The sequence below is a fragment of the Nonomuraea sp. CA-218870 genome, assembly GCF_050936535.1.
Taxonomy (GTDB): Bacteria; Actinomycetota; Actinomycetes; order Streptosporangiales; family Streptosporangiaceae; genus Nonomuraea; species Nonomuraea corallina.
Genome location: NZ_JBNJMN010000002.1, coordinates 935,758 through 957,709 on the forward strand (window position 1 = coordinate 935,758; position 21,952 = coordinate 957,709).

Sequence of the window (21,952 nt, forward strand, 5' to 3'; positions counted from 1 at the left end):
GAGGCCGACTCGTGAAGATCCTGCACACCGCCGACTGGCACGTGGGCAAGGTGCTCAAGGGGCGCCCCCGCCTCGACGAGCACCGCGCGGTGCTGCGCGAGCTGGTGGCCACCGCCCGCGAGCGCGACGTCGACCTGGTGATCGTGGCCGGCGACCTGTTCGACACCTCCGCCCCCACCCCCGAGGCGCAGCAGCTCGTGCTGCCCGCGCTGATGGCGCTGCGCGAGGGCGGCCGCGACGTGGTCGTGCTGGCCGGCAACCACGACAACCCGCAGCTGTTCGAGGTCTACCGGCCGCTCCTCGGCAAGCTGGGCCTGCACGTCGTGGGCTCGTTCCGCCGCCCCGACCAGGGCGGCACGCTCTCCTTCGCCGCGCGCACCGGCGAACCGGTCCGGCTCGCCGTGCTGCCCTTCCTGTCGCACCGCTACGTGGTGCGCGCCGCCGAAGTGCTGGCCGGCACCGCCGCGGAGCACAACCGCGACTACGCCGCCCGCATCGGCGAGCTGATCGGCGCGCTCACCGCGGGGTTCCAGGGCGACACCGTCAACCTGATCACCACGCACGGCACACTCCCCGGCGGCCGGTTCGGCGGCGGCGAGCGGGAAGCCCAGTCGATCTTCTCCTACTACTTCGAGGCCACCGCCTTCCCGCCGTCCACCCAGTACGCCGCGCTGGGCCACCTGCACCGCCGCCAGCAGCTGCCCGGCCCGTGCCCCATCTGGTACAGCGGCTCCCCCCTCGCCGTCGACTTCGGCGAGGAGGGCAACCTTCCCGGCGCGCTGCTGGTGGACGTCGCGCCCGGCCGGCCCGCCGTCGTGGAGGAGGTCGTGTTCCGCTCGCCGCGCAGGCTGCGCACCGTGCGCGGCACGCTCGACCAACTGGAGTCGCTGGAGACGGGCGACGACTGGCTGCGGGTGGTCGTCGAGGAGAAACCCCGCGTCGGCCTCGCCGACCAGGTGCGCGAGCTGCTGCCGGGCACCCTCGACGTGTCGCTGGACGAGCGCTTCCGTCCCGTGTCCGCCGTACGGGAGTCGCGCGCGCCAGCCCGCAGCCCGCGCGAGCTGTTCCGCGAGTACCTGACCGCGACCGGCCGCGCCGACGAGCAGGTGGCCACCTTGTTCGACCGGCTCTACGACGAGGTGACCGGCTGATGCGCCCGCTGCTGCTGCGACTCGACCACTTCGGCAGCTTCCGCGACCCGGTGGAGGTGGACTTCTCCGACGTCGACTACTTCGCGCTGACCGGGCCGACCGGGGCGGGCAAGAGCACGATCATCGACGCCCTCTGCTTCGCGCTCTACGGCACCGTGCCGCGCTGGGGCAGGGAGAACGTCATCGCCCACGCGCTGGCCCCGTCCGTCGCGGCCGGCAAGGTGGCGCTGCTGTTCGAGAGCGACGGCCGCCGCTACGGCGTGGTCCGGGCGCTCGTCCGCGACGGCAAGGGCACGGTCCGCACCAAAGAGGCCAGGATCGACGAGCTGGCCGGCGGGGCGCCGCTGGACGAGGCGTGGGAGGCCGTGGTCAGGCCGCTCGCCGAGGGCGAGCACGTCACCGCCGAGGTGCAGCGGGTGACCGGGCTCGAATACCGCTTCTTCACCCAGTGCGTGGTGCTGCCGCAGGGGCGCTTCGCCGAGTTCCTGCACGCCGCGCCGCGCGAGCGGCAGGACCTGCTGGTGCAGCTGCTCGACGCCGACGTGTACGAGGCGATCAGGCAGCGGGCGGTGCGCGAGGAGGAGACGGCCAGGAGCGCCGCCTCGCTCGCCCGCGACCAGCTCGCCAAGCTGTCCGGCGCGACGGCCGAGCTGGAGGCGGAGCTGGCCGAGCGGCTGTCCGCGCTGCGCCGGCTGGCCGGCACCCTCGACGCCGACCTCGACCTGCTGCGCGCCCGCGAGGCCGACATCCGGCGGGCCACCCAGGAGCGCGCGGCCGTGGTCGAACGCCAGGCGGCGCTGGCCGGGCCGCGGATGCCCGACGGGGTGGAGACGCTCGCGACGGCCCGGCGCGCGGCGGCCGAGGCGGCGGCCTCCCTGCTGGACCAGGTGGCCGCGCTGGAGGCCGACGAGCACGCGGCCGACGAGGCGCTGGCCGCGCTCGGCGGCCGTGACCGGCCCCAGGCCGCGCTCGCCGCGCTCGACTCCCGCGACCGGCTCACCGCCCAGGCGGAGTCGGCGCGGGCCCAGGCCCGCTCGGCGGCGGAGTCCCTGGCCTCGCTGAGGTCGGCGCTCCAGGACGCCGACAGCGCCATGGCCGAGGCGGAGCGGCTGCGCGACCGGCTGCGCGACGCCCACGCCGCCGCCGACCTCGCCTCCCGGCTCGCCCCGGGGGACCCGTGCCCCGTCTGCCTCCGCCCCGTCGACTCCCCCCGGGCCGCCGGGCGACCGGAGCAGACCCGGGACGGCCGGACGGGCCACGCCCATCCGGGTTCCGGGCCGGCCGCGCGGGCGCCCGGCGCCGCCGAGATCCGGGCCGCCGAAGGCGCGCTGGCCGCCGCGCGGAAGGAGGCCGAACGGGCGCGCACCGCCTACGCCAAGGCCGAGACGTCCGCGGGCCTCTACTCCACCCAGGTGGCCAAGCTGGAGGCGGAGCTGGCCGCGCTGCCCCCGGCGGTCGACCGGGCGGCGGCCGAGGGAAGACTGGCCGCGATCACCAAGGCGGAGGAGGTGGCCGCCGAGGCCCGCGCCGCCGCCAGGTCCGCCCGCTCCCGCCTGCGTCAGGCGCAGACCGACGCCGAGCGGGCCGACCAGCGGGCCGCCGAGGCGTGGCGGACGCTGGAGACGGCCCGCGACCGGCTGCTCGCGCTCGGCTCGCACGACGACCCGCCGCCCCCGCTGGCCCGCGACGACCTCCACCGCGCCTGGACCGACCTGCTGGCCTGGCGCGACCGGGCCGCGCGGGCGGCCGCCGCGGCGCTGGCCGAGCGCGACGAGGCGCTCGCCGTCGCCGGCGCGGGCCTGTCCCGCGAACGCGCCAGGCTCGCCGAACGCCTGCGCGAGCACCAGGTCCCGCTGCCCGGCGAAGGCACCCCCGACCAGCTCGGCGCGGCCGTCGCCGGCGAGGTCGCCCGCGTCGAGTCCCGGCTCGAACGGGTCAGGGAGGCCCGCGAGCGCGCCGCCGAACTGGCGGAGGAGGCCGCAGGGAAGGAGCACGCCGCGAAGGTCGCGCACGAGCTGGCGCTGCGGCTGCGCGCCAACGCCTTCGAACGCTGGCTGTGCGCCGAGGCGCTCGACGTGCTGGTCACCACCGCGTCCGGCCTGCTCAAGGAGCTGTCCGACGGCCAGTACGAGCTCGCGCTGAGCGACCGCACCGAGATCGAGGTGATCGACCACGCCGAGGCCGGGCTGCGGCGCAGCGCCCGCACGCTGTCCGGGGGCGAGACCTTCCAGGCGGCCCTCGCGCTGGCGCTGGCGCTGTCCGACGCGGTAGCCCGCGGCCTCGACTCGATCTTCCTCGACGAGGGGTTCGGCACGCTCGACCCGGCGACCCTCGACACGGTCGCCACCACGCTGGAGCGGCTCGCCGCCGGGCAGGAGCGCATGGTCGGCGTCGTCACCCACGTCCCGGCGCTGGCCGAGCGGGTGCCGGTGCGGTTCGAGGTCAGCCGCGACGCCAAGGGCTCACACGTACGGAAGGCGGGGCTGTGACGGCGTTCTCCGTCGACCCCTGGGATCCGGGCTACGCGGCGGCGCTGGCGGCCGAGGCGTTCTCCGAGCTGGGCGCCACCAGCGCCGAGCTGGTCCTGGACGTCGAGCGGCCGGCCGGCGACTGGAAGCCCGTCACCCCCGGCCCCGGCGCCCGCGCCCCCGAAACGCTGCTGGTCGCCGACGGGGTCCGCCGGATCGACGCCCGGGTGTGGGTGGACGACCCCGACGCGGCCATGCCGATGCCGGGGATCGCGGCCTCGTACGCGGCGGGGATCGTGCGGTGCGGCCCCGACGGCGCCGAGCTGGCCGACATCGAGGTGCACCGCGCGCTCATCAGCGCCTCCCCGTACACCCCGGAGGTGAAGACCGCGCACGCCGACTACCGTCCCGGGAGGGCGGCCGACTCGACCGTGGAGGAGCTGTCGCTGGCGCTGCAGCGGCAGGTCACCCAGCTGGAGGTGGATCTGTCGGTGCGGCACCGGGGGATGGCCGACGACCTGCTGCTGGTCGACGGGCCGCTGCGCGGGCGCGGCCATCTGCCGCGCACGATCGGCTACATCAAGACCCACCACACCGCCTACCTGCCGCCCGCCCAGTCGGCGGTGGTGTCGTCGCTGGCGCCGGGACAGCGCACGCCGGTGTTCCTCATGGGCACGAGCTGGCGGCGGCACGCCTGGTACGTGCGGCTGCCGGCGCACTCGCCCACGCCGTGGGCGGGCATCGTGCGCTGCGAGGCGAGCGCGGACCTGGACCCGGCGGAGGCGGCGGGGCTGGCCGACGCCGTGACGCTCGCCCTGCCGCCGCTGGCCGGCGTCGACTACAAGGACCCGCGCGCCCCGCAGAACCTGGTGCCGATCGGCGGCCTGGAGAAGCTGCTGCGCCACCACCTGGGCGACGCGCGGCTGCTCTACCGGGCGCTGCGCACCGCCTCACGCGGCTGACCTGGGCGGAGCCCGCCGCTTACGTGGAGTCGGTCGGGCGGGCCCGGCAGATCCGGCGCATCATCCAGTACGACCCGTCCCCGCCGATAAGAGGGTCGCTCCAGGCGGGGGCACGATCCGGGGCCGGGGCCACTTCAGGGCGGGCACGTCAGGGGACGCGGCCGACGACGCCGAGCACGCCGCCCCTGGCCAGGCCGGGCCACGGGTACGGGTCGTCGTCGTTGCGCCACTTCTGGGCCGGCACCACACCCGGCGGGAGGATCTCCAGGCCGTCGAAGAGGGACAGCAGCTCCTCCCGGCCGCGCCAGGCGATGCCGCCAGAGGTGCTGCGCCGGTAGACGCCGCGGACCTCGTCGACCTTGTCCTCCTCGCCCTCGCCCGGCTCGATGTAGCCGTGCGAGACGACGAGGTGGCTGCCGGACACCAGGGGCCGCCGGAGCGTCTCCATGATCTTGGCCACCTGGTCGTCGTCGTGGAAGAAGTGGAACACCGCCGCCATGACCACGGCCACCGGCTGGGTGAAGTCCAGGTGGTCGGCGGCGGCGGCGAGGATGGCGTCGGGCTCGGCCAGGTCGCCATGGACGATGATCGTCTCGTTGTTGTCGGCCAGCAGGGCGCGGGCGTGGGCCAGCACGATCGGGTCGTTGTCCACGTACACGATCTTGGATTCGAGCGCCACCCGCTGGGCGACCTGGTGGACGTTGTCCTGGGTGGGCAGACCGGTGCCGATGTCGAGGAACTGCCGGATGCCCGACTGGGCCAGATGGCGCACGCTGCGGATGAGGAAACCGCGGTTGGCCAGCGCGACTTCGCGGATGTCGGTGCCGGTCCGGCGGCCGAGCTCGATCACCTGCTCCGCGGCTTCCCGGTCGGCGGGGAAGTTGTCCTTGCCGCCCAGGTAGTAGTCGTACATGCGGGCCACACTGGGCACGTTAGGGTCGATCTGCCCCGGAAGCTGCGCCATGTCCTCGCCTTCGTCGTAGCCTCTGCCGCAAATCTAGTGCTTTTTCGTGACGAAGGGATCTATATCCACCGAAAGGGCGATTTAGTTGGGCGGTGTGGGCCAAGGGCTGATGCGGACCATACCTTGGTCGGATGCGGCGGGCCCGCCGGAGGTGCCAGCGTGGTTCCCATGGGGTTCATCGGCGTCATTCTCATGCTCCAGGGGTTCGGCGGGTTCGTGGCCCACCAGTTCTTCGACAGCGACTTCGGGCTGCTGCACTTCTGGCTCGACGGCACTGCGCTGACGGTGGTGAGCGTCGTGCTGGGCGTGCTCGGCCTGATGCTCGCCCTGGCAAGCCTTCGAGACGGGTCGTGACGGGAGCGGCCGAGGTGACCGGCTGGCTCGCGTCCAGAGCCGTCCCGCTCGACGGGCTCGACCCGCGCGCGCCGGTCACCGGCCTGGAGCCGCTGCGAGAGGTTCTCGACGGTGTCAGGGTGGCGGGGCTGGGGGAGGCGACCCACGGCACGCGGGAGTTCTTCCTGCTCAAGCACCGGCTGCTGCGGTTCCTCGTGGAGGAGCTGGGGTTCACCGTACTGGCGATGGAGGCCAGTGTGTCGGCGTCCGAGGCCCTGGACGCCTACGTCCTGGGCGGGGCGGGCGAGCCGGAGCGGCTGCTGGCCGACCTCGGGTTCTGGACGTGGCGGACGCGGGAGATGCTGGCCGTGGTGGAGTGGATGCGCGAGCACAACCGCACCGCCGAGCCGAAGGTGCGCTTCGCCGGGATCGACCCGCAGTTCCCCGGGGCGTCGCTGCGGTGGCTCCGCGATCACCTGGATGAGCGGGCCGGCGAGTCGCTCGGGCCGCTGGAGGTGCTGGGGGCGGCGCGCCTGGGGGTGGGGGAGCCGCTCGGCCCGGCGATCGAGGCGGCCGCCCGCAGGCTGGCCGACGAGGTGGGCGCCGGCGGGCCGGGGGAGGCGGCGGCGCATGCCAGGACCGTGCTGCAGTTCGCGACACTGATGACCCGGCCGATGCGCGACGCCGACGGGACGCGCACGGCCGGGGCGGCCCGCGACCTGTTCATGGCCGACAACGTCGACCGGCTGCTGGAGGACCCGGCGGCGAAGATCGCCGTCTGGGCGCACAACGCTCACGTGGCGGCCGGCCACTACGCGGGCTACGGCGCTCCGCTCATGGGAGGTCATCTGCGTCAGCGTCACGGCGCCGCTTACTACGCGCTCGGCCTGCTGTTCGGGCAGGGTGAGTTCCGGGCCAGGCGGCTCCGGTTCGGCAGGCCCGACGTGCGGAGGCCGCCGGTACGCCACCGGGTGCCCGCCGCCGGCCGGCCCGACGTGGCCGAATCCCTGCTGGCCGCCGCCTGCCCCCGCGATCACGTCGTCGACCTGCGCCTCGGGCCCAGGCCCGAGGCGGTGACCCGATGGCTGGGCGAGCAGCGGTACGTGCGCGGCTACGGCGCCGTGGCCGGGCGCTTCTCGTACAAGCTGTCCTTCACCCCGGCCGTGCTCGGCGCTGCCTTCGACGGGCTCGCCTACATAGCGCGGGGCACCTGTTCGACCCCGCTGTAGCCGGGCTGTCACAGCGGGGGCCGGGGGCCGATGGCGCCCAGGCGGTCGGCGTATCGGCCGAGGCCGAGCGCCATCGACTCGACGGGCCGGTCCGCGCGCCGGGCCGGCACGCCCATGGCCGCGCGCAGGCGCCTGGCGAGGCCGCGCAGCAGGGCGCCGCCGCCGGTCAGCACCACCCCGTGCATGGCCACGTCGCCGGCCAGCTCGGCGGGGCAGCGCTCCAGGGCCGAGGCCGCGGCGCGGGCGATGGCGTCCGCCGGCGCCCTGGTGACCTCGTACAGCTGCTGGACGGGCAGCCACGCGATCCGTTCGCGCCGGGACTCCGGGTCGAGGCCGCGGACGATCACGTGCCGGTCGATCGGCTTCCAGCGCGAACCGGCGCGGAGCTTGACCGCCTCCGCCTCCGCCTCGCCGACCAGCAGGCCGAGCTCGCAGGCGGCCAGCGCGGCGATCGCCCTGTTCACGGCGTCGCCGCCGGTGTGGACGGTCGTCGCGGCGACGACGGCGCCGCAGGCCAGGATCGCGATCCTGGTCAGCCGCGGGCCGATGTCGACGATCATCCGGCCCGCCGGCTCCCGTACCGGCAGTCCCGCGCCGAGCGCCACCGCGACGGCGTGCTCGACGAGGTAGACCCGCCGGGCGTCCGCCCGGTAGGCCAGGTCGCGCGCCGCGGCCCGCAGGAGCGGCGAGGAGGCGTCGGGCAGCGCCATCACCAGTCGTGGCCGGGCGAACGGGTGCCCGTGCACCTTCGTCAGGAAGTACTTGATCAGCCGCCCGGCGAGCTCGCCGCCCTCGCGCACCGGCCAGCGGGCGATCCCGCCGCCCGACTCGTACGCGGGAGCGCCGAAGAGGGTGCGGCCGGTGGCCGTCAGGGCGGCAGACGGCTCGTTGAGCACGATGCCCAGGCCTCGCGCGTAGATCTGGGTGGTGGCCGCGCCGAGATCGACGGCGAGGTCGCGGCCGAGGAAGCCGAGCGGGCTCACCGCCGCCGCTCCGGGGGGTCGGACTGCATGTCAGGGGTGTTTCCTGGATCGGGTCAAGCCAACACCAAGCCGCCGGAGCGGGTTTCGTGATGATCCCCGGTTTCGCGCGGTCAAGGTTCGCGTGGGAAGCTGGGACCGTACGCACACCAGGAGGTCCTCATGGCGGAAACACCGGAGCCGGAAGTCGACGAGACTCCCGAGGACGAGATGAAGCGCAAGTTCCGTGAGGCTCTGGAACGCAAGCGCGGCCAGCAGGCGGGCACCGGCGGGGGTGGTAGGGGAGCCGACCATTCCAAGGTCCACGGGACTCATGGTCCGGCTGCGGGCAAGCGGTCCTTCAGGCGCAAGAGCGGCGGCTGAAACCGGGTGTTCCGAGGGGGTACGGCATGCCGTACCCCCTTTTTATAGGTAGATCTTCGCCCGAATCATGGGCTTACCTTTGCATATGTCCGCTTTGCCCGCTAAATTGGTAAGCGTTACCAGGCGGTGACCATGACTCTTCACCAGGAAGAGGCCGCTGCCTGGCGCCGAATCCCGCGCCTCGCGGGAACCGGGGACCCATCTCCTTGGGGTGAATCCGGCCCTTGCGGCCGGTAGGGCAACATCTCCACGTCCGAACCCGTCAGCTAACCCGGTAGGCGAGATGGAGAGGACTTTTCTTCGTGATGTATCACCGCGCACGTCCCCCCTATCGCGGGATGTCACCGGCCGCCGGTTGAGCGGCACCATTTCCTGATCTTTCTCGTCGCGCCCCCGCGTAGCGTCCGCATGGCTTGACGCCCGGCTACGCCCTTCGTGCGCGCGTTTTGCTGTTGCCTCACAAAGGATTTGCGCTTTCATGCCCGCTCGTTTCAGCATGCGTTCCCTCGCCGTGCTCGTCGCCGCCGCCGGCACGCTGGCGTTCGGCTCCGGCGCCGCCCACGCCGACCTCGACATGAGCACCGAAAAGATCCTGCTCAAGGGTGATACCACCGCCTCCTACTTCTGGGACGACGGCTCCGGCCGCGCCGGTGACACCGGGCTGCCGGCCAGCGGCAAGCCCATGCAGAAGGGCATGGCCGCCAGCCCCAGCTGGCCCCTGCTGACCGAGGGCTACGTCCTCTACAACGGCAAGAAGGCGCCGTTCTTCGTCGGTGACCGCGGTCCGGGCACGCCCTCCAACAGGGGCATCATGCTCGACCTGGACGGGAAGACCTTCGCCGACCTGACCGGTGGGACGTTCAACCCGCGCACGCTGATGGTGGACGGCAACGGCGGCAAGGGCCACATCAAGGTCGAGTACGTCATCACCAAGTGGGGCGACGGCGTGGGCCTGAAGAACCACCCGGTGGCGTTCTCCACCGGCGCCTGGGGCCGCATGGACCGCAACCCTGCCAGCCCGCCGGTCCTGGCCGAGGACAAGTCCGAGGACAAGGCCGGGGAGAAGGCGGAGGACGGCAAGGCCCTGGCCGGCGCCAAGGCGGACGCCGAGCAGGACGCGCCGAACGCCCTCGCCGGAGCCCAGCCCGCGAAGAGCGAGCCCGCGAAGAGCGAGCCCGCCAAGACCGAGCCCGCCAAGACCGAGGCTCCGAAGGCGGTCGCCGTGGAGCCGATGGCGGACGGCAGGCCGACGGCAGGCGCCGCCGCCCAGGCCGCCGCGGCCACCGAGCGGAGCAACGTGACCGGCGCCGTCGTGGTCGGCGGCGCGGTGCTGCTCGGCGGTGGCCTGGTGCTGGGCCGCGAGCGGCTGCGCAAGCTCCTGCGCCGCTGAGCTTGGCTTGACCCACATCAGAATGTCATTCTAGGGCCGTGACCTCGATCGCATCGGCCCATGGCATCGACATCGCGTACGAGAGCTTCGGCTCTCCCGGCGGGCGCCCGCTCCTGTTGATCATGGGGCTGGGCGCCCAGCTCGTGCACTGGGACGACCCGCTCTGCGAGCTGCTCGCCGACCAGGGACACCACGTCGTCAGGTTCGACAACCGCGACGCCGGACTGTCCACCCACCTGCACGACGCGGGCGTGCCCGGCTCGGGCAGGCCCGTGCCCTACCTGCTGGACGACATGGCCGAGGACGCCGCCGGGCTGATGGACGCGCTGGGCTGGCCGGCCGCGCACGTGATGGGCGCCTCGATGGGCGGCATGATCGCCCAGTCGCTCGCCCTCCGGCACCCCGAGCGGGTCCTGACCCTCACCTCGATCATGTCCATGCCCGGCGGTTCGGTCGCCCCGCCGAGCGAGGAGGCCCGCGCGGTCCTGTTCACCAGGCCGGCGACCACCCGGGAGGGCGCCGTCGCGCAGGCGGTGGCCACGTCGTCGGTGATCGGCTCCCCGGGGTACGGACCCGACCGCGAGCGCGTCGAGCGGCTGGCCGGGCTGGCGTTCGACCGCTGCCACGACCCGGCCGGCGTGGCCAGGCAGTTCGCCGCGATCGTCTCCTCTCCCGACCGGACCGAGGCCCTGGCCCGGCTCGACGTCCCCACCCTGGTCATCCACGGCGCCGACGACCCGCTCATCCCGCTCGCGGGCGGTCAGGCCACCGCCGCGGCGATCCCCGGCGCGGAGCTCATGGTCTTCCCCGGCATGGGACACGACCTGCCGAGGGCCCTCTGGCCGGAGATCGTCGAGGCCGTCACCAAGCTGACCGCCCGCCGTCCCGGCCCGGCCGGGTGATCTCCTCACGCGACCCGGGGACAGGTGCCGTACCGGAGTGCCGTGGAAGGGGCGGCGGCCCGCGCTCGCCGCGCCCGGACGCGGACCGCCGGGTCCTCGGGGTGGAGGCGTGGCTTGAGGACCCCGACAGCTTAGAAGTGCCGGAAGGGACGGAAAGCCAACCGTGACAACGGCAGTCGTACCGAGATGAAGGTGTTTATAGCTGAGGCGAAGAAAAACCCTCCCCAAAGGGGGAGTTCAGCCATTCAGGAGATCTGACTCGCGTTCTCGTCGTCGGGAAGGAGCGCCTTCTCGTCGGGCTTGAAGACCAGCACCTTCCGCACGTACGACGTCACCGCGGTGGCCAGTCCCACGTCGGCCCCGGCCGCCTCCGACAGGTACCACCGGTGGTCGAGGATCTCGTGGAACAGCTGCGGCGCCTCCAGCTTCCCGCGCAGCTCCGCCGGGATCGCCGCGATCGTCGGCTGGAACACCTCGGCCAGCCAGCGGTGCGCCACGATCGCCTCGTCCTCGTGCCGCAGCCCCTTGGCCACCCGGAACCCGTCGAGATCGTTGAGCAGCCGGCGGGCCTGGTTCTCCTCGGCGTCCAGGCCGGTCAGGCGGAGCAGGCGGCGCTGGTGATGTCCGGAGTCCACCACCTTGGGCCGGACGATCAGCCGGCCGGTGCCGACCTTGCGCCGCACCATCATCTCGGCCACGTCGAACCCGAGCAGGTTCAGCCGCCGGATCCGCTGCTCCACCCGGTGCCAGTCGACCTCCTCGATGATCTCGTCCTGGGTCAGCTCGGCCCACAGCCGGTGGTAGCGGCTGACGATGTCCTCGGCGGTCTCCATGGGGTCGATCGACGGGTGCAGCAGGCCGCCGGCCTCCAGGTCGAGCATCTCCCCGAAGATGTTCAGGTGCGCGGCGTCGATGTCGCCGAGCCGCTGCCCCTCGCTGATCATCGGATGCATCTCGCCCGTCTCGGCGTCGACCAGATAGGCGGCGAAGGCCCCGGCGTCGCGCCGGAACAGGGTGTTCGACAGCGAGCAGTCGCCCCAGTAGAACCCGGTGAGGTGCAGCCGCACCAGCAGCACGACCAGCGCGTCCATCAGGCGGGTGAGGGTGTCGGGCCGCAGCGTCCCGGACATCACGGCCCGGTACGGGAGCGAGAACTGCAGGTGGCGGGTGATCAGCGCCGCGTCCAGCCCTTCCTCGCGGCCGGTGACGTAGGCGACGGGCTCCACGGCGGGCGCGTCCAGCCGGGCCAGGTCCCACAGGAGCTGGTACTCCCGCTTGGCGTACCTCTCGCTGATCTCCTTGATCGCGTAGACCTTGCCGCCCAGCCGGGCGAACCGCACGACGTGCCGTGAGATGCCGCGGGGCAGGTCGACGAGATGGTGCTGCGGCCATTCGGCGAGCGGCAGCTCCCAGGGGAGGCGGATCAGGTCGGGATCGCCTAACGCACCGGTGATCTGGAGGGGCATGGGGCCAGGATAAGGTGCGTCGGTGGACGAGTTTCTCAGGTGGTACTTCTCCCGGCGTCCGGTCGTCGCGAGCACCTTGGGCGCCGAAGGCTACGACCACACACTGGGCGACTTCTCCGCCGCCGCGTTCGACGAGCGCGAGCGCGAGGAGGCCCGGTGGCTCGCACGGCTCGAAGCGGACCCCGCCGGCGACCCGATCGACCGCGGCCTCGTGCTCTCCCAGCTGCGCGGCGCGGTCGCGCTGGCCGAGTGGCCCGACTGGCGGCGCGACCCCGCCGTCTACCTGTCGGCGGTCTTCGCCGCCCTGTTCACGCCGTTCCAGCACCGGCTCAGGCCCGAGCCCGAGCTGGTGGCCGCCGCGATCTCCCGGCTGGCCGAGGTGCCCGGCGTGCTGGCCGCCTGCCGGGCCAACCTCGACCCCGAACTGGCCGCGCCGCTGCTCGTGGAGCGCGGGCTCGGGCAGGCCCGCACCGGGCGCGGCTTCCTCACCGAGACCGTGCCCGGCATGGTCGCCGACCCGGACCTGCGGGCCCGCCTCGCCGAGGCCGCCGAGCCGGCCGCCGTCGCGTTCGACGAGCTGGTCGCGTTCCTGGCGGACTTCCGCTGCGGCGGCACCTGGCGGATGGGGGAGCGGCTCTACTCGCGCCTGCTGCGCGAGCGCGAGCTGCTCGGGTACGGGTCGGCCGAGCTGCACGAGAAGGGCAGGGCCGCCTGGGACGAGCTCGACGGGCGGATGCGCGAGGTCGCGGTACGGGCCGGCGGCTCGCCCGACTGGAGGGCCGCCATGGAGACGCTCATGGACGACCATCCCGAGACGCTGGAGCTGATGCGGGCCGAGTACGAGGCCGAGACCGCCCGGGCCCGCGCGTTCGTCCTGGAGCGGGACCTGGTGACGTTCCCCGAGGGCGAGGAGTGCCTGGTCCTGCCGTCGGCCGTCTACAGCCGCCCGGTCGTGTCGGTGGCCCACTACCTGGCGCCGCCGCCGCTCAGCAGTTCGCGCACCGGCGTGTTCTTCGTCCCGTACACGCCCGGCCACTTCACCCCCGAGCAGGTACGGCAGCGGCTGCGCACCAACAGCCGCGCCCAGATGCCGTCGATCGCGGTCCACGAGGCCTACCCCGGCCACCACTGGCACCTGGCGACGCTGGCCGCCAACCCGCACCCGGTCCGCAAGGTCTTCCGCACCCCGTACTTCACCGAGGGCTGGGGCCTGTACGTGGAGAAGCTCCTGCACGAGCAGGGCTACTTCGACACGCCCGCCACCGAGCTGGCCCACCTGGACTTCCGGATCTTCCGGGCGGCCCGCATCGTCGTGGACACCGCGCTGCACTGCGGCGACATGACGGTGGAGGAGGCCGAGACGTTCATGGCCACCAGGGCGTCGCTGTCGCCCGGCACCGCGCGCGGCGAGGTCGGCCGCTACTGCGCCTGGCCCACCCAGGCGCCGTCGTACTTGACCGGGGCCATCGAGATCGAGCGGATCCGCGACGCGTACGGAGGCTCGCTGAAGTCCTTCCACGACCGGATCGCCGGGTCCGGCGGGCTGCCGCTCGGGCTCGCCGAGGCGGCGCTCAACGGCGGGGGAACTCCGGCGGGTTGAGCGCGCGCTCCACCACGGCGGCGAGCTGCTCGTCGGTGAGCACGACCGGCTCGCCGACGCCGAGCGCGCGCACGTAGACCTCGCACAGCCACTCCAGCTGGCGGGTGGCCTCGAACGCCTCCTCCAGCGTGGCGCCGATCGTCACCCCGCCGTGGTTGGCCATCAGCGCCGCCCGCCTGCCCTCCAGCGCCGCGCGCACGTTCGCGGCCAGCTCGTCGGTGCCGTACGTGGCGTACTCGGCGACCCTGACCGCCCCGCCCAGCAGCAGCGCGTTGTAGTGGACCGGCGGCAGCCCGGTCTTCGTGGTGGCCACGACCGTGCCGAACACCGAGTGGGTGTGCACCACCGCCCGCGCGTCGGTGGTGCGGTAGATCGCCAGGTGCATCGGCGTCTCGGACGACGGCGCCGCCTCGCCCTCCAGGAGGTGGCCGTCGAGGTCCACGACCGGGCAGAGCTCCGGGGTCAGCCGGTCGAGGGCCACCCCGGACGGGGTCACCGTCACCCGGTCGCCCTCGCGGACGCTGAGGTTGCCCGAAGTCCCGATGACCAGGCCCAGCTCGACGGCGCGCCGGCCGTACGCGCACAGCTGCTCGCGGAGGCTCATGGCGGCAATGTAGTCGGTCGTCCGAAATGCAGCAACGCCGTTGACTGTGGTTACGATCGAACGTAAGTTCGAACCCATCCTAGGGAAGGAACGTCCATGACCATCGCGATCTACGGCGCCAACGGGCACACCGGCCGCCTGGTCGCCGCCGAGCTGCTCGCCCGCGACCAGGACATCGTGCTCTCCGGGCGGAACGCCGAGGCCCTGCGCGCGCTGGCAGGAGAGCTGGCCTCGCCCCGCGTCCGCGTCCACCCGGCGGCGCTCGACGACACCGGGGCGCTGCGCGAGCTGGCCGCAGACAGCGCCGCACTGATCCACTGCGCCGGGCCGTTCACCCGCACCTGCGAGCCGCTCGCCCAGGCCGCCGTGGCGGGCGGCTGCCACTACATCGACCACGCCATCGAGCCCAAGCCGGTCAAGTGGCTGTTCGACGCCATGCAGGGACCGGCTCAGCAGGCGGGCGTGGTGATGATCCCGCAGCTGAGCTTCTACGGCGGGCTGGCCGACCTGCTCGCCGCCGCCGCGGCCGGCGGACTGCCGGCCGTGGACCGGGTGACGATCGGCTACTCGATCAGCGGCTGGCGGATGACGCCCGCCGCGGTGAAGACCGCCGAGCTGCTCATCGGCGAGATCGACCGCGTCACCTACACCGGCGGGGCGCTCCACGTGGGCCCGGTCGACATCCGCAACACCGTCTATCCGTTCCCGCCGCCCGTCGGGCCGCGCTCCATGATCGCGCCGTTCCCCTCGGGAGAGATGGTCACCATCCCCCGCCACGTGCCCGCCCGTACGGTGGAGTCCCAGCTCACCGCGAGCACGTTCGAGGAGGAGCAGATCTTCACCAGCCAGGAGGCCTCGCCGGAGGAACGGGCGCGCACCACGTTCATGGTGGCCGCGCAGGTCGTCGCCGAGGGCGGCGGCGGGCGCACCGCCCACCTGCGGGGCCGCGACATCTGGTGGGTGGGCGCGCTGGCCTCCGCCGACGCGGCGGTGCGGCTGGTCAGCGGCGACGGCCCCGGCAAGTCCGGCGTGCTGAGCACGGCGGAGGCGTTCGAGGCCGAGCCGTTCCTGCGCCGGCTGGCCGCACAGGGCGCCTTCGAGCTGACGCTCTAAAGCCCGTCGAGGTGCTGCAGCAGGAGGCGTTCCAGGTCGACGCGGCGCAGGCGGTCAGGGTAGAGCAGCAGGTGCAGGCTCAGGCCGTCGACCAGGGCGAGCAGGTGCTCGGCGACGTCGTCGAGGTTCTGCTCGGTGGTCAGCTCGCCCGCCGCCCTGGCCTGGCCGAGCAGGTCGCGCACCGCCGCGCGCAGCTCGGCCGCCTCCGACCGCTGCACCTCGGCCAGGCGCTCGGAGGCCAGGCTGCGGCTCCAGAAGCTGACCTCCAGGCGCGTCTCCTGGGTCCGCTCGGCGTCCAGCGGCAGGTTGTCGAGGAGCAGCTCGCGCAGCGCGGCCAGCCCGGAGACGCCGTCGACCTTGCGGGACAGCCGGTCGCGGATGCGCTCGTGCGACTGGCGCAGCGCCGACAGCAGGATCTCGTCCTTGTCGGTGAAGTAGTGGGCCAGCACGCCGTTGGAGTAGCCCGCCTCCTTGGCGATGGCGCGGGTGGTGGCCGCGTCGATGCCGTCCCGGACGATCACCCGGCGGGCGGCGGACAGCACCTCGCGCCTGCGCTCGTCGTGGTCCACGATCTTCGGCACCGGCATGCCCCCCTTTCGTGTTCACTCCAGCATATTGACTTTTTAGTCGGACGTCTGTCTATTTAGGCTCATGACCGTCGTCACCGTCGGCGTGCACATCGTCGACATCCTCGCCAGGCCCGTCTCCCACATCCCCGGCGGACAGGACACCGTGCTGGTCGACGAGATCCGGCTCACCGCCGCGGGCTCCGCCGCCGGCACCGCCGTCGACCTCGTCAAACTGGGCAACGAGGTCGTCACCATGGGCGCCGCGGGCGACGACGAGCTCGGCGACTTCCTGGTCGCGGTGCTGGCCAAGCACGGCGTGGACGTCTCCCGGCTGGCCCGCAGGGCGGGGGAGCGCACGGCGGCCTCGATCCTGCCGATCCGGCCGGACGGCGGGCGCCCCAGCTTCCACGTCCCCGGCGCCAACCTCGGCGTCACCCTCGCCGACCTGGACACCGGCCTGCTGCGCCGGGCGCGGGCGATCCACCTGGGCGGCATGGACGTCACCTTCGCCCTCGCCGACCCCGCCTTCTTCGCGCTGCTCGACGAGGTCAGGGCCGCGGGCACGCTGGTCACGATGGACCTGCTGTCCGAGATGCCCGACCTGCTCGGCCTGGCGCGGGCGTTCCTGCCGCACGTCGACTACGTCCTGCCGAACGAGAGCCAGGCCCGGCTGATGGCGGGCGCCGACGACGTGCGGGAGGCCGCCGAGGCGCTGCTGGCCGACGGGCCGCGCGGCGTGCTCGTCACCCTCGGCGAGCACGGCAGCCTCGTGGTGACCGGCGCGGGCGCCGAACGGGTGCCCGCGATCAAGACCGAGGTGGCCGACACCACCGGCTGCGGCGACGCGTACTGCGCCGGGTTCGTCACCGGACTGCTGCACGGCCAGGACGTGCTGACCGCCGCCCGCTGGGGCACCGCCGCCGCCTCGCTGGTCGCCACCGGGCTCGGCTCCGACGCCGGGCTCACCGACCTCGACGCCGTGCTGTCCCTCCTCGGCTGATCGCCCGTCCCCTCTCGACCGGCACTCGTCCCGCTCGGACGGGCCCCGCGCCCGCGGACGCCACCCACGTCCCCTCCCCGCCGACCACCCACACCCCAGGAGTCCCCGATGACAGACGCCGAACTCCGCGCGCGGGCCGCCAAGGTCGTCCCCGGCGGCATGTACGGGCACCTCAACGCGGCCATCTTCGCCCCCGGCTACCCCCAGTTCTTCGAGCGGGCCGAAGGCTGCCGGCAGTGGGACGCGGACGGGCGCGCGTACATCGACTTCATGTGCAGCTGGGGCCCGGTCGTGCTGGGACACCGCCACCCCAGGGTGGAGGAGGCCGCCGCCCGCCAGGCCGCGCTCGGCGACTGCCTCAACGGCCCCGGCCCGATCATGGTGGAGCTGGCCGAGCTGCTGGTCGACACGATCCCCAGCGCCGACTGGGCGATGTTCTCCAAGAACGGCACCGACGCCACCACCCAGGCGCTCATGGTCGCCCGCGCCGCCACCGGCCGCGCCAAGGTGCTCCGCGCGCACGGCGCCTACCACGGGGCCGACCCGTGGTGCACCCCCTCCACCGCGGGGACCACCCCGAACGAGCGGGCCGACCTGGTCGAGTTCGACTACAACTCCCTGGAGTCGCTGGAGGCCGCGGCCGCGAGCGCCGACGGCGACGTGGCGGCGATCATCGTGACCCCGTTCAAGCACGACTCGTTCGAGGACCAGGAGCTCGTCGAGCCGGCCTTCGCCCGCGGCGCGCGGGCGCTGGCCGACCGGATCGGCGCCGCGCTCGTGATCGACGACGTGCGCGCCGGGTTCCGGATCGACCTGCGCGGCTCGTGGGAGCGGTACGGGGTGCGGCCCGACCTGACCGCCTGGTCCAAGGCCATGGCCAACGGATACCCGATCGCGGCCCTGACCGGCACCGACGCGCTGCGCGGCGCGGCCCAGACGCTCTACACGACCGGGTCGTTCTGGTTCTCCGCGGTGGCCATGGCGGCGGCCAAGGCGACCATCGAGACCCTGCGCGACACCGACGGCATCGCGGCCATGGAACGAGCCGGGACCCAGCTGAGGGAAGGGCTTCACGCCCAGGCCAAGGCGCACGGCTTCACGGTCAACCAGACCGGCCCGGTGACCATCCCGTGGCTCAGCTTCGACGGCGACGCCGACCTGTCGGTGGCGCTGCACTGGAGCGACGCCTGCCTCAGGCACGGCGTCTACCTGCATCCCTGGCACAACTGGTTCATGTCGGCGGCCCACACCGAGGAGGACGTGGCCCGCGCCCTGGAGGGCACCGACCGGGCCTTCGCCGAGACCCGGGCCCACTTCGGCTGAGCGCGCGACCGCCGATCCCTAGAGTGGGGGCCATGGACGTCGAGCAGAAACTACGCGAACTACCGGCCTGGCGGCGCGAGGGCGACGAGATCCGGCGCACGATCACCGCGCCCGACTTCCCCACCGCCATCCGCGTCGTCGACGAGATCGCGGTCGAGGCCGAGGCGCTCAACCACCATCCCGACATCGACATCCGGTGGCGCACCCTCCACCTGGCGCTGACCACCCACGACCGGGGCGGCCTCACCGAGCTGGACTTCACCCTCGCGGCACGGATCGACGCCATCGCGGCCAAACACGGTGCGTAGTCATTGAGTTACTGATATGAGTGGGGCATGCCCACACGCATGCCCGTCCTGCCGCCCGTCCTGCTCGTCCTGCTCGCCGCCGGCTGCGGCGCGAGCCCGCCGCAGCTCGCCCACCCGGCCGACCAGCCGGGCGACCAGGCGGGCGAGCAGGTGGCCACGACGCTCAACGGCGCCGGCGAGTTCACCACCGCCGGCGCCTCCGCGATCGTCTACGACCGCAAGCTCGTGCCCCGAGGCGCCCAGGCCAGCCTCACCGCCGAGTCGTCGGGCGGCCAGACGATCACGTCGCTCGTGGTCGAGGGCTTCCGGCCCCGCCGCGCCTACGGCGCCCACCTCCACACCGCGCCGTGCGGCAAGTCGGGCGCGGACGCCGGGCCGCACTACCAGCACCGGCCCGGTCAGGCCAGTGCCGACAACGAGATCTGGCTCGACTTCAAGACCGACAGCGAAGGCGCCGGCCGGGCCACCGCCCGCCACCCGTGGGGCTTCGACCCGGCCTCGCCGCCCCGTTCCCTGGTCGTGCACTCGGAGACGACGAAGACGAGCGGCTCCGAGGCGGGCGACGCCGGCGAGCGCGTCGCCTGCCTGACGATCAGCTAGCCTTCCCGCTCTCAGCGGGCCGCGTTCAGGGGGCGCTCTCCAGGAGGGCGGAGAGCGCCGAGAGGCCGTGGTCGACGTCGGTCTCCGTGATGTTCAGCGCGGGGCGCAGGCGGACCGACCGGGGCCCGCACGGCAGGACCAGGACGCCCGCCTCCTCCCGCAGCCGGGTGACCAGGGCGTCCCGGTCGGCGGGGGCCGGCAGGTCGAAGGCGCACATCAGCCCGCGGCCCCGGACGCTCGACACGGTCTCCGGATGCTCGGCCTCCAGCTTGCCGAGCCGCTCCAGGACGGTGGCGCCGAGCGCGGCCGCCCTCGGGATGAGCCCGTCCCGCTCGACGATCTCCAGGATGCCGCGGCTGCGGACCATGTCGACCAGCCCGCCGCCCCAGGTGGAGTTGATCCGCCCGCTGCGCTCGAAGACGTTGCCCGGCACCTCGTCCACGCGCCGTCCCGCCATAATGCCGCCGACCTGCACCTTCTTGGCGAAGGCGACGATGTCCGGCTGCAGGCCGAGCTGCTGGTAGGCCCACGGGGTGCCGGTGGCGCCGCCGCCCGTCTGGACCTCGTCCAGCACGAACAGCGCGTCGTGCTCGTGACACAGGCGCTGCATGGCCTGAAGGAACTCCGGCCGCATGTGGTTGTCGCCGCCCTCGCCCTGGATGGGTTCGGCGATGAAGCAGGCGATGTCGTGCGGGTGCCGTTCGAAGGCGGCGCGCGCCTGGGCCAGCGCGCGCTCCTCGGCCGCCTCGACGTCGCCGGCGTGGATCGCGGGCACGTCGATCCGCGGCCAGTCGAAGGTGGGGAAGCGCTCGGTCTTGACCGGGTCGGTGTTGGTCAGGCTCAGCGTGTAGCCGCTGCGGCCGTGGAAGGCCTTGGTGAGGTGGAGGACCTTGCCGCCGAGCCGGGGCGAACGGCCCTCGGCCTCGTTGCGGCGGCTCTTCCAGTCGAACGCGGTCTTGAGCGCGTTCTCCACGGCCAGCGCGCCGCCCTCGACGAAGAACAGGTGGGGAAGGTCAGGGTCGCCCAGCACTCGGGTGAAGGTGTCGACGAAGTCGGCCAGATGCTCGGTGTACATGTCGGGGTTGGCGGGCTTGTTCCGGGCCACCTGGCCGAGCAGCCGGGCGAAGTCGGGGTCGAAGGGAGGGTTCACGCCCAGCGGCGCGGAGGAGAAGAACGTGTAGAAGTCCAGGTAGCGGCGGCCGTCGCGGGCGTCGACGAGCCAGGAGCCCTGGCTCAGTTCGAGGTCGAGCACGAGGCGGTATCCGTCGACGAGCAGGTGGCGGGCAAGGCGGGCGTGAACGTCCATGTCTCCTCCGCATTGGGCCAGACAGCCATATAATCCCCACCGGAGCGTCGATATATACGTAAAATTTACGGATAAACCGTTTGTGGACCGAGTTTCTTCAGGCGGAAGGCCAGAGCGATCAGCGTGATCCCGTACAGGATCGCGAAGAGCCCGATCAGCCAGACGAGGCTGAGCATCCCCGCGGCCGGCCAGATCAACAGCAGCACGCCGAAGACGACCGACAGCACGCCGCCCAGGATGAGCGTCCACTCCCTGTCGATGATCTTGCGAAGCTGGATGCCGTCCACGATCTCCGCGAGACCGCTGAAGATGGCCCAGATGGCGATGACGTAGAGCAGCGCCAGCGAGGTGATCCCCGGCCAGGCGAACGCGACGAAACCCGCCAGGATGCCGAGGACGCCGACCACGATGGCCCAGATCCGTGACCGCACGTCGTGGCGCAACGCGGTGAAGATCGCGAAAACGCCGTTCACGATGGCGTACGCACCGAAGAACGTGACCAGCACCAGGAGGGTGATGCCCGGCCAGATCACCGCGAGGATGCCGAAGATGACGGCCGCGATGCCCCGGACGAGCGGCAGCCACCAGGCGCGTGCGAGGTGTTCCATTCCTCCCTGATGTCCGCCTGAGTCGCTGGGGCATCTCCCGGCCTGGTCAAGAATGGGCGATCATTGGGAGTAGACCACGATCGACACCGCGATGTACTGCACCAGGTAGGCGGCCAGGGTGCAGGCGTGGAACACCTCGTGATAGCCGAACCAGCGGGGCGACGGATCGGGCCGGCGCAGCCCGTACACGACGGCCCCGGCGCTGTAGAGGACGCCGCCGACGGCGACCAGCACCACGGCGGCCACCCCGGCGCCCTCCACCAGCTGGGGCAGCACGAAGACCGCGGTCCAGCCGAGCGCGATGTAGAGGATTGTGTAGAGCCAGCGCGGCGCGCCCATCCACAGCACCCTGAACAGCACGCCCGCCAGCGCGCCGCCCCAGGTGACGCCGAGCACGGCGGCCTGTGCGGCGCCGTCGAGCGCGAGCATGGCGAAGGGCGTGTAGGTGCCGGCGATGATCAGGTAGATGTTGGCGTGGTCGAGCCGGCGCAGCCACTCGGCCAGGGTGGGGCCGAGGGTGCCGCGATGGTAGGTGGCCGAGATGCCGAAGAGCAGCCCCGAGGTGATCGCGTAGATGGCCGAGGCGATGCGGGCCTGGAGGGTCGGGCCGAGCGCCACGAGCAGGATCCCGGCGACCAGCGACACGGGCAGGGCTCCCGCGTGCAACCACCCCCGCAGAACGGGCTTGACGGAGATCGTGGACATGAACCTAC

At 73.0% G+C, this 21,952-nt stretch carries 22 protein-coding genes and 1 riboswitch; of the genes, 14 read left to right on the forward strand and 8 right to left on the reverse strand.

The genetic code is table 11. The features are described from left to right. The first annotated feature begins 11 nt into the window (after window positions 1-11). Genes ACQEUU_RS33040 through ACQEUU_RS33050 form a run of 3 tightly spaced genes read left to right on the forward strand, consistent with a single transcriptional unit; the run spans window position 12 to window position 4,581 of the window. Window positions 12-1,151 carry an exonuclease SbcCD subunit D gene (locus tag ACQEUU_RS33040; RefSeq protein ID WP_433073255.1) on the forward strand — a complete coding sequence of 380 codons (1,140 nt, stop codon included), beginning with the start codon at window positions 12-14 and terminating at the stop codon, window positions 1,149-1,151. After that, complete coding sequence (locus ACQEUU_RS33045) at window positions 1,151-3,640, forward strand: AAA family ATPase (RefSeq protein ID WP_433073257.1); 2,490 nt, start codon at window positions 1,151-1,153, stop codon at window positions 3,638-3,640. The genes ACQEUU_RS33040 and ACQEUU_RS33045 overlap by 1 nt, the downstream gene beginning before the upstream one ends. Continuing rightward, window positions 3,637-4,581 carry a hypothetical protein gene (locus tag ACQEUU_RS33050; RefSeq protein ID WP_433073260.1) on the forward strand — a complete coding sequence of 315 codons (945 nt, stop codon included), beginning with the start codon at window positions 3,637-3,639 and terminating at the stop codon, window positions 4,579-4,581. The genes ACQEUU_RS33045 and ACQEUU_RS33050 overlap by 4 nt, the downstream gene beginning before the upstream one ends. 148 nt (window positions 4,582-4,729) lie before the next feature. Here ACQEUU_RS33050 and ACQEUU_RS33055 read toward each other — a convergent pair whose 3' ends face one another. Continuing rightward, window positions 4,730-5,545: an SAM-dependent methyltransferase gene (locus ACQEUU_RS33055; protein WP_433073263.1), complete on the reverse strand. Its 816-nt coding sequence runs from the start codon at window positions 5,543-5,545 to the stop codon at window positions 4,730-4,732. Window positions 5,546-5,713: 168 nt separating this feature from the next. Between ACQEUU_RS33055 and ACQEUU_RS33060 the strand changes: the two genes are divergently transcribed. Next, window positions 5,714-5,899, forward strand: coding sequence for a hypothetical protein (locus ACQEUU_RS33060; RefSeq protein WP_433073266.1), 186 nt, complete (start codon window positions 5,714-5,716; stop codon window positions 5,897-5,899). Window positions 5,900-5,913: 14 nt separating this feature from the next. Next, a complete protein-coding gene (locus ACQEUU_RS33065) occupies window positions 5,914-7,107 on the forward strand; it encodes an erythromycin esterase family protein (RefSeq protein ID WP_433073269.1) in 1,194 nt (397 codons plus the stop codon). 8 nt (window positions 7,108-7,115) lie between these two features. On the opposite strand, the gene ACQEUU_RS33070 is transcribed toward ACQEUU_RS33065, so the two are convergent. Next, window positions 7,116-8,090, reverse strand: a complete 975-nt coding sequence (locus tag ACQEUU_RS33070; protein WP_433073272.1) for a rod shape-determining protein — start codon at window positions 8,088-8,090, stop codon at window positions 7,116-7,118. Between the two features lie 159 nt (window positions 8,091-8,249). Between ACQEUU_RS33070 and ACQEUU_RS33075 the strand changes: the two genes are divergently transcribed. The 3 genes from ACQEUU_RS33075 (at window position 8,250) to ACQEUU_RS33085 (ending at window position 10,742) form a co-directional block, all read left to right on the forward strand. Continuing rightward, window positions 8,250-8,450, forward strand: coding sequence for a DUF5302 domain-containing protein (locus ACQEUU_RS33075; protein WP_433073274.1), 201 nt, complete (start codon window positions 8,250-8,252; stop codon window positions 8,448-8,450). 155 nt (window positions 8,451-8,605) lie between these two features. Then, window positions 8,606-8,746, forward strand: a riboswitch (cyclic di-AMP (ydaO/yuaA leader). 182 nt (window positions 8,747-8,928) lie between these two features. Continuing rightward, a complete protein-coding gene (locus ACQEUU_RS33080) occupies window positions 8,929-9,840 on the forward strand; it encodes a hypothetical protein (RefSeq protein WP_433073277.1) in 912 nt (303 codons plus the stop codon). A 38-nt stretch (window positions 9,841-9,878) separates the two neighbouring features. Next, window positions 9,879-10,742, forward strand: coding sequence for an alpha/beta fold hydrolase (locus tag ACQEUU_RS33085; protein WP_433073280.1), 864 nt, complete (start codon window positions 9,879-9,881; stop codon window positions 10,740-10,742). Between the two features lie 245 nt (window positions 10,743-10,987). Here the strand turns inward: ACQEUU_RS33085 and ACQEUU_RS33090 are convergent, their stop codons facing one another. Continuing rightward, the gene (locus ACQEUU_RS33090; protein ID WP_433073283.1) at window positions 10,988-12,208 is read right to left on the reverse strand and encodes a DUF4032 domain-containing protein; all 1,221 of its coding nucleotides are present in this window, start codon (window positions 12,206-12,208) and stop codon (window positions 10,988-10,990) included. A gap of 22 nt (window positions 12,209-12,230) precedes the next feature. Here ACQEUU_RS33090 and ACQEUU_RS33095 point away from each other — a divergent pair, with 22 nt between their 5' ends. Further along, window positions 12,231-13,808, forward strand: a complete 1,578-nt coding sequence (locus ACQEUU_RS33095; RefSeq protein WP_433073286.1) for a DUF885 domain-containing protein — start codon at window positions 12,231-12,233, stop codon at window positions 13,806-13,808. On the opposite strand, the gene ACQEUU_RS33100 is transcribed toward ACQEUU_RS33095, so the two are convergent. Next, entirely contained in the window at window positions 13,780-14,412 is a 633-nt protein-coding gene (locus tag ACQEUU_RS33100; RefSeq protein WP_433073289.1) for a class II aldolase/adducin family protein, read from the reverse strand. The two genes, ACQEUU_RS33095 and ACQEUU_RS33100, sit on opposite strands and share 29 nt — an antisense overlap. A 96-nt stretch (window positions 14,413-14,508) precedes the next feature. Between ACQEUU_RS33100 and ACQEUU_RS33105 the strand changes: the two genes are divergently transcribed. Then, on the forward strand, window positions 14,509-15,525 hold the full coding sequence (locus ACQEUU_RS33105) for a saccharopine dehydrogenase NADP-binding domain-containing protein (protein ID WP_433073292.1): 1,017 nt from the start codon (window positions 14,509-14,511) through the stop codon (window positions 15,523-15,525). Here ACQEUU_RS33105 and ACQEUU_RS33110 read toward each other — a convergent pair. Beyond that, window positions 15,522-16,112, reverse strand: coding sequence for a TetR/AcrR family transcriptional regulator (locus ACQEUU_RS33110; RefSeq protein WP_433073295.1), 591 nt, complete (start codon window positions 16,110-16,112; stop codon window positions 15,522-15,524). The genes ACQEUU_RS33105 and ACQEUU_RS33110 overlap by 4 nt on opposite strands. Window positions 16,113-16,176: 64 nt before the next feature. Here ACQEUU_RS33110 and ACQEUU_RS33115 point away from each other — a divergent pair, with 64 nt between their 5' ends. The 4 genes from ACQEUU_RS33115 to ACQEUU_RS33130 all read left to right on the forward strand — a co-directional run bounded on the left by ACQEUU_RS33115 (window position 16,177) and on the right by ACQEUU_RS33130 (window position 19,325). Next, window positions 16,177-17,094 (forward strand): carbohydrate kinase family protein, encoded by a 918-nt coding sequence (locus tag ACQEUU_RS33115; RefSeq protein WP_433073298.1) that lies wholly within the window; start codon window positions 16,177-16,179, stop codon window positions 17,092-17,094. 108 nt (window positions 17,095-17,202) lie between these two features. Continuing rightward, window positions 17,203-18,417, forward strand: a complete 1,215-nt coding sequence (locus tag ACQEUU_RS33120) for an aminotransferase class III-fold pyridoxal phosphate-dependent enzyme (protein ID WP_433073301.1) — start codon at window positions 17,203-17,205, stop codon at window positions 18,415-18,417. Between the two features lie 32 nt (window positions 18,418-18,449). Further along, window positions 18,450-18,725: a 4a-hydroxytetrahydrobiopterin dehydratase gene (locus tag ACQEUU_RS33125; RefSeq protein ID WP_433073304.1), complete on the forward strand. Its 276-nt coding sequence runs from the start codon at window positions 18,450-18,452 to the stop codon at window positions 18,723-18,725. A 27-nt stretch (window positions 18,726-18,752) separates the two neighbouring features. Next, window positions 18,753-19,325 (forward strand): hypothetical protein, encoded by a 573-nt coding sequence (locus ACQEUU_RS33130; protein WP_433073307.1) that lies wholly within the window; start codon window positions 18,753-18,755, stop codon window positions 19,323-19,325. Window positions 19,326-19,350: 25 nt separating this feature from the next. On the opposite strand, the gene lat is transcribed toward ACQEUU_RS33130, so the two are convergent. From lat to trhA, 3 genes are all read right to left on the reverse strand, one after another. Beyond that, window positions 19,351-20,631 carry an L-lysine 6-transaminase gene (lat, locus tag ACQEUU_RS33135; RefSeq protein WP_433073310.1) on the reverse strand — a complete coding sequence of 427 codons (1,281 nt, stop codon included), beginning with the start codon at window positions 20,629-20,631 and terminating at the stop codon, window positions 19,351-19,353. Window positions 20,632-20,696: 65 nt separating this feature from the next. Continuing rightward, window positions 20,697-21,239 (reverse strand): HdeD family acid-resistance protein, encoded by a 543-nt coding sequence (locus tag ACQEUU_RS33140; protein WP_433073313.1) that lies wholly within the window; start codon window positions 21,237-21,239, stop codon window positions 20,697-20,699. A 60-nt stretch (window positions 21,240-21,299) separates the two neighbouring features. Further along, window positions 21,300-21,944: a PAQR family membrane homeostasis protein TrhA gene (gene trhA / locus ACQEUU_RS33145; protein ID WP_433073316.1), complete on the reverse strand. Its 645-nt coding sequence runs from the start codon at window positions 21,942-21,944 to the stop codon at window positions 21,300-21,302. Window positions 21,945-21,952: the final 8 nt, after the last annotated feature.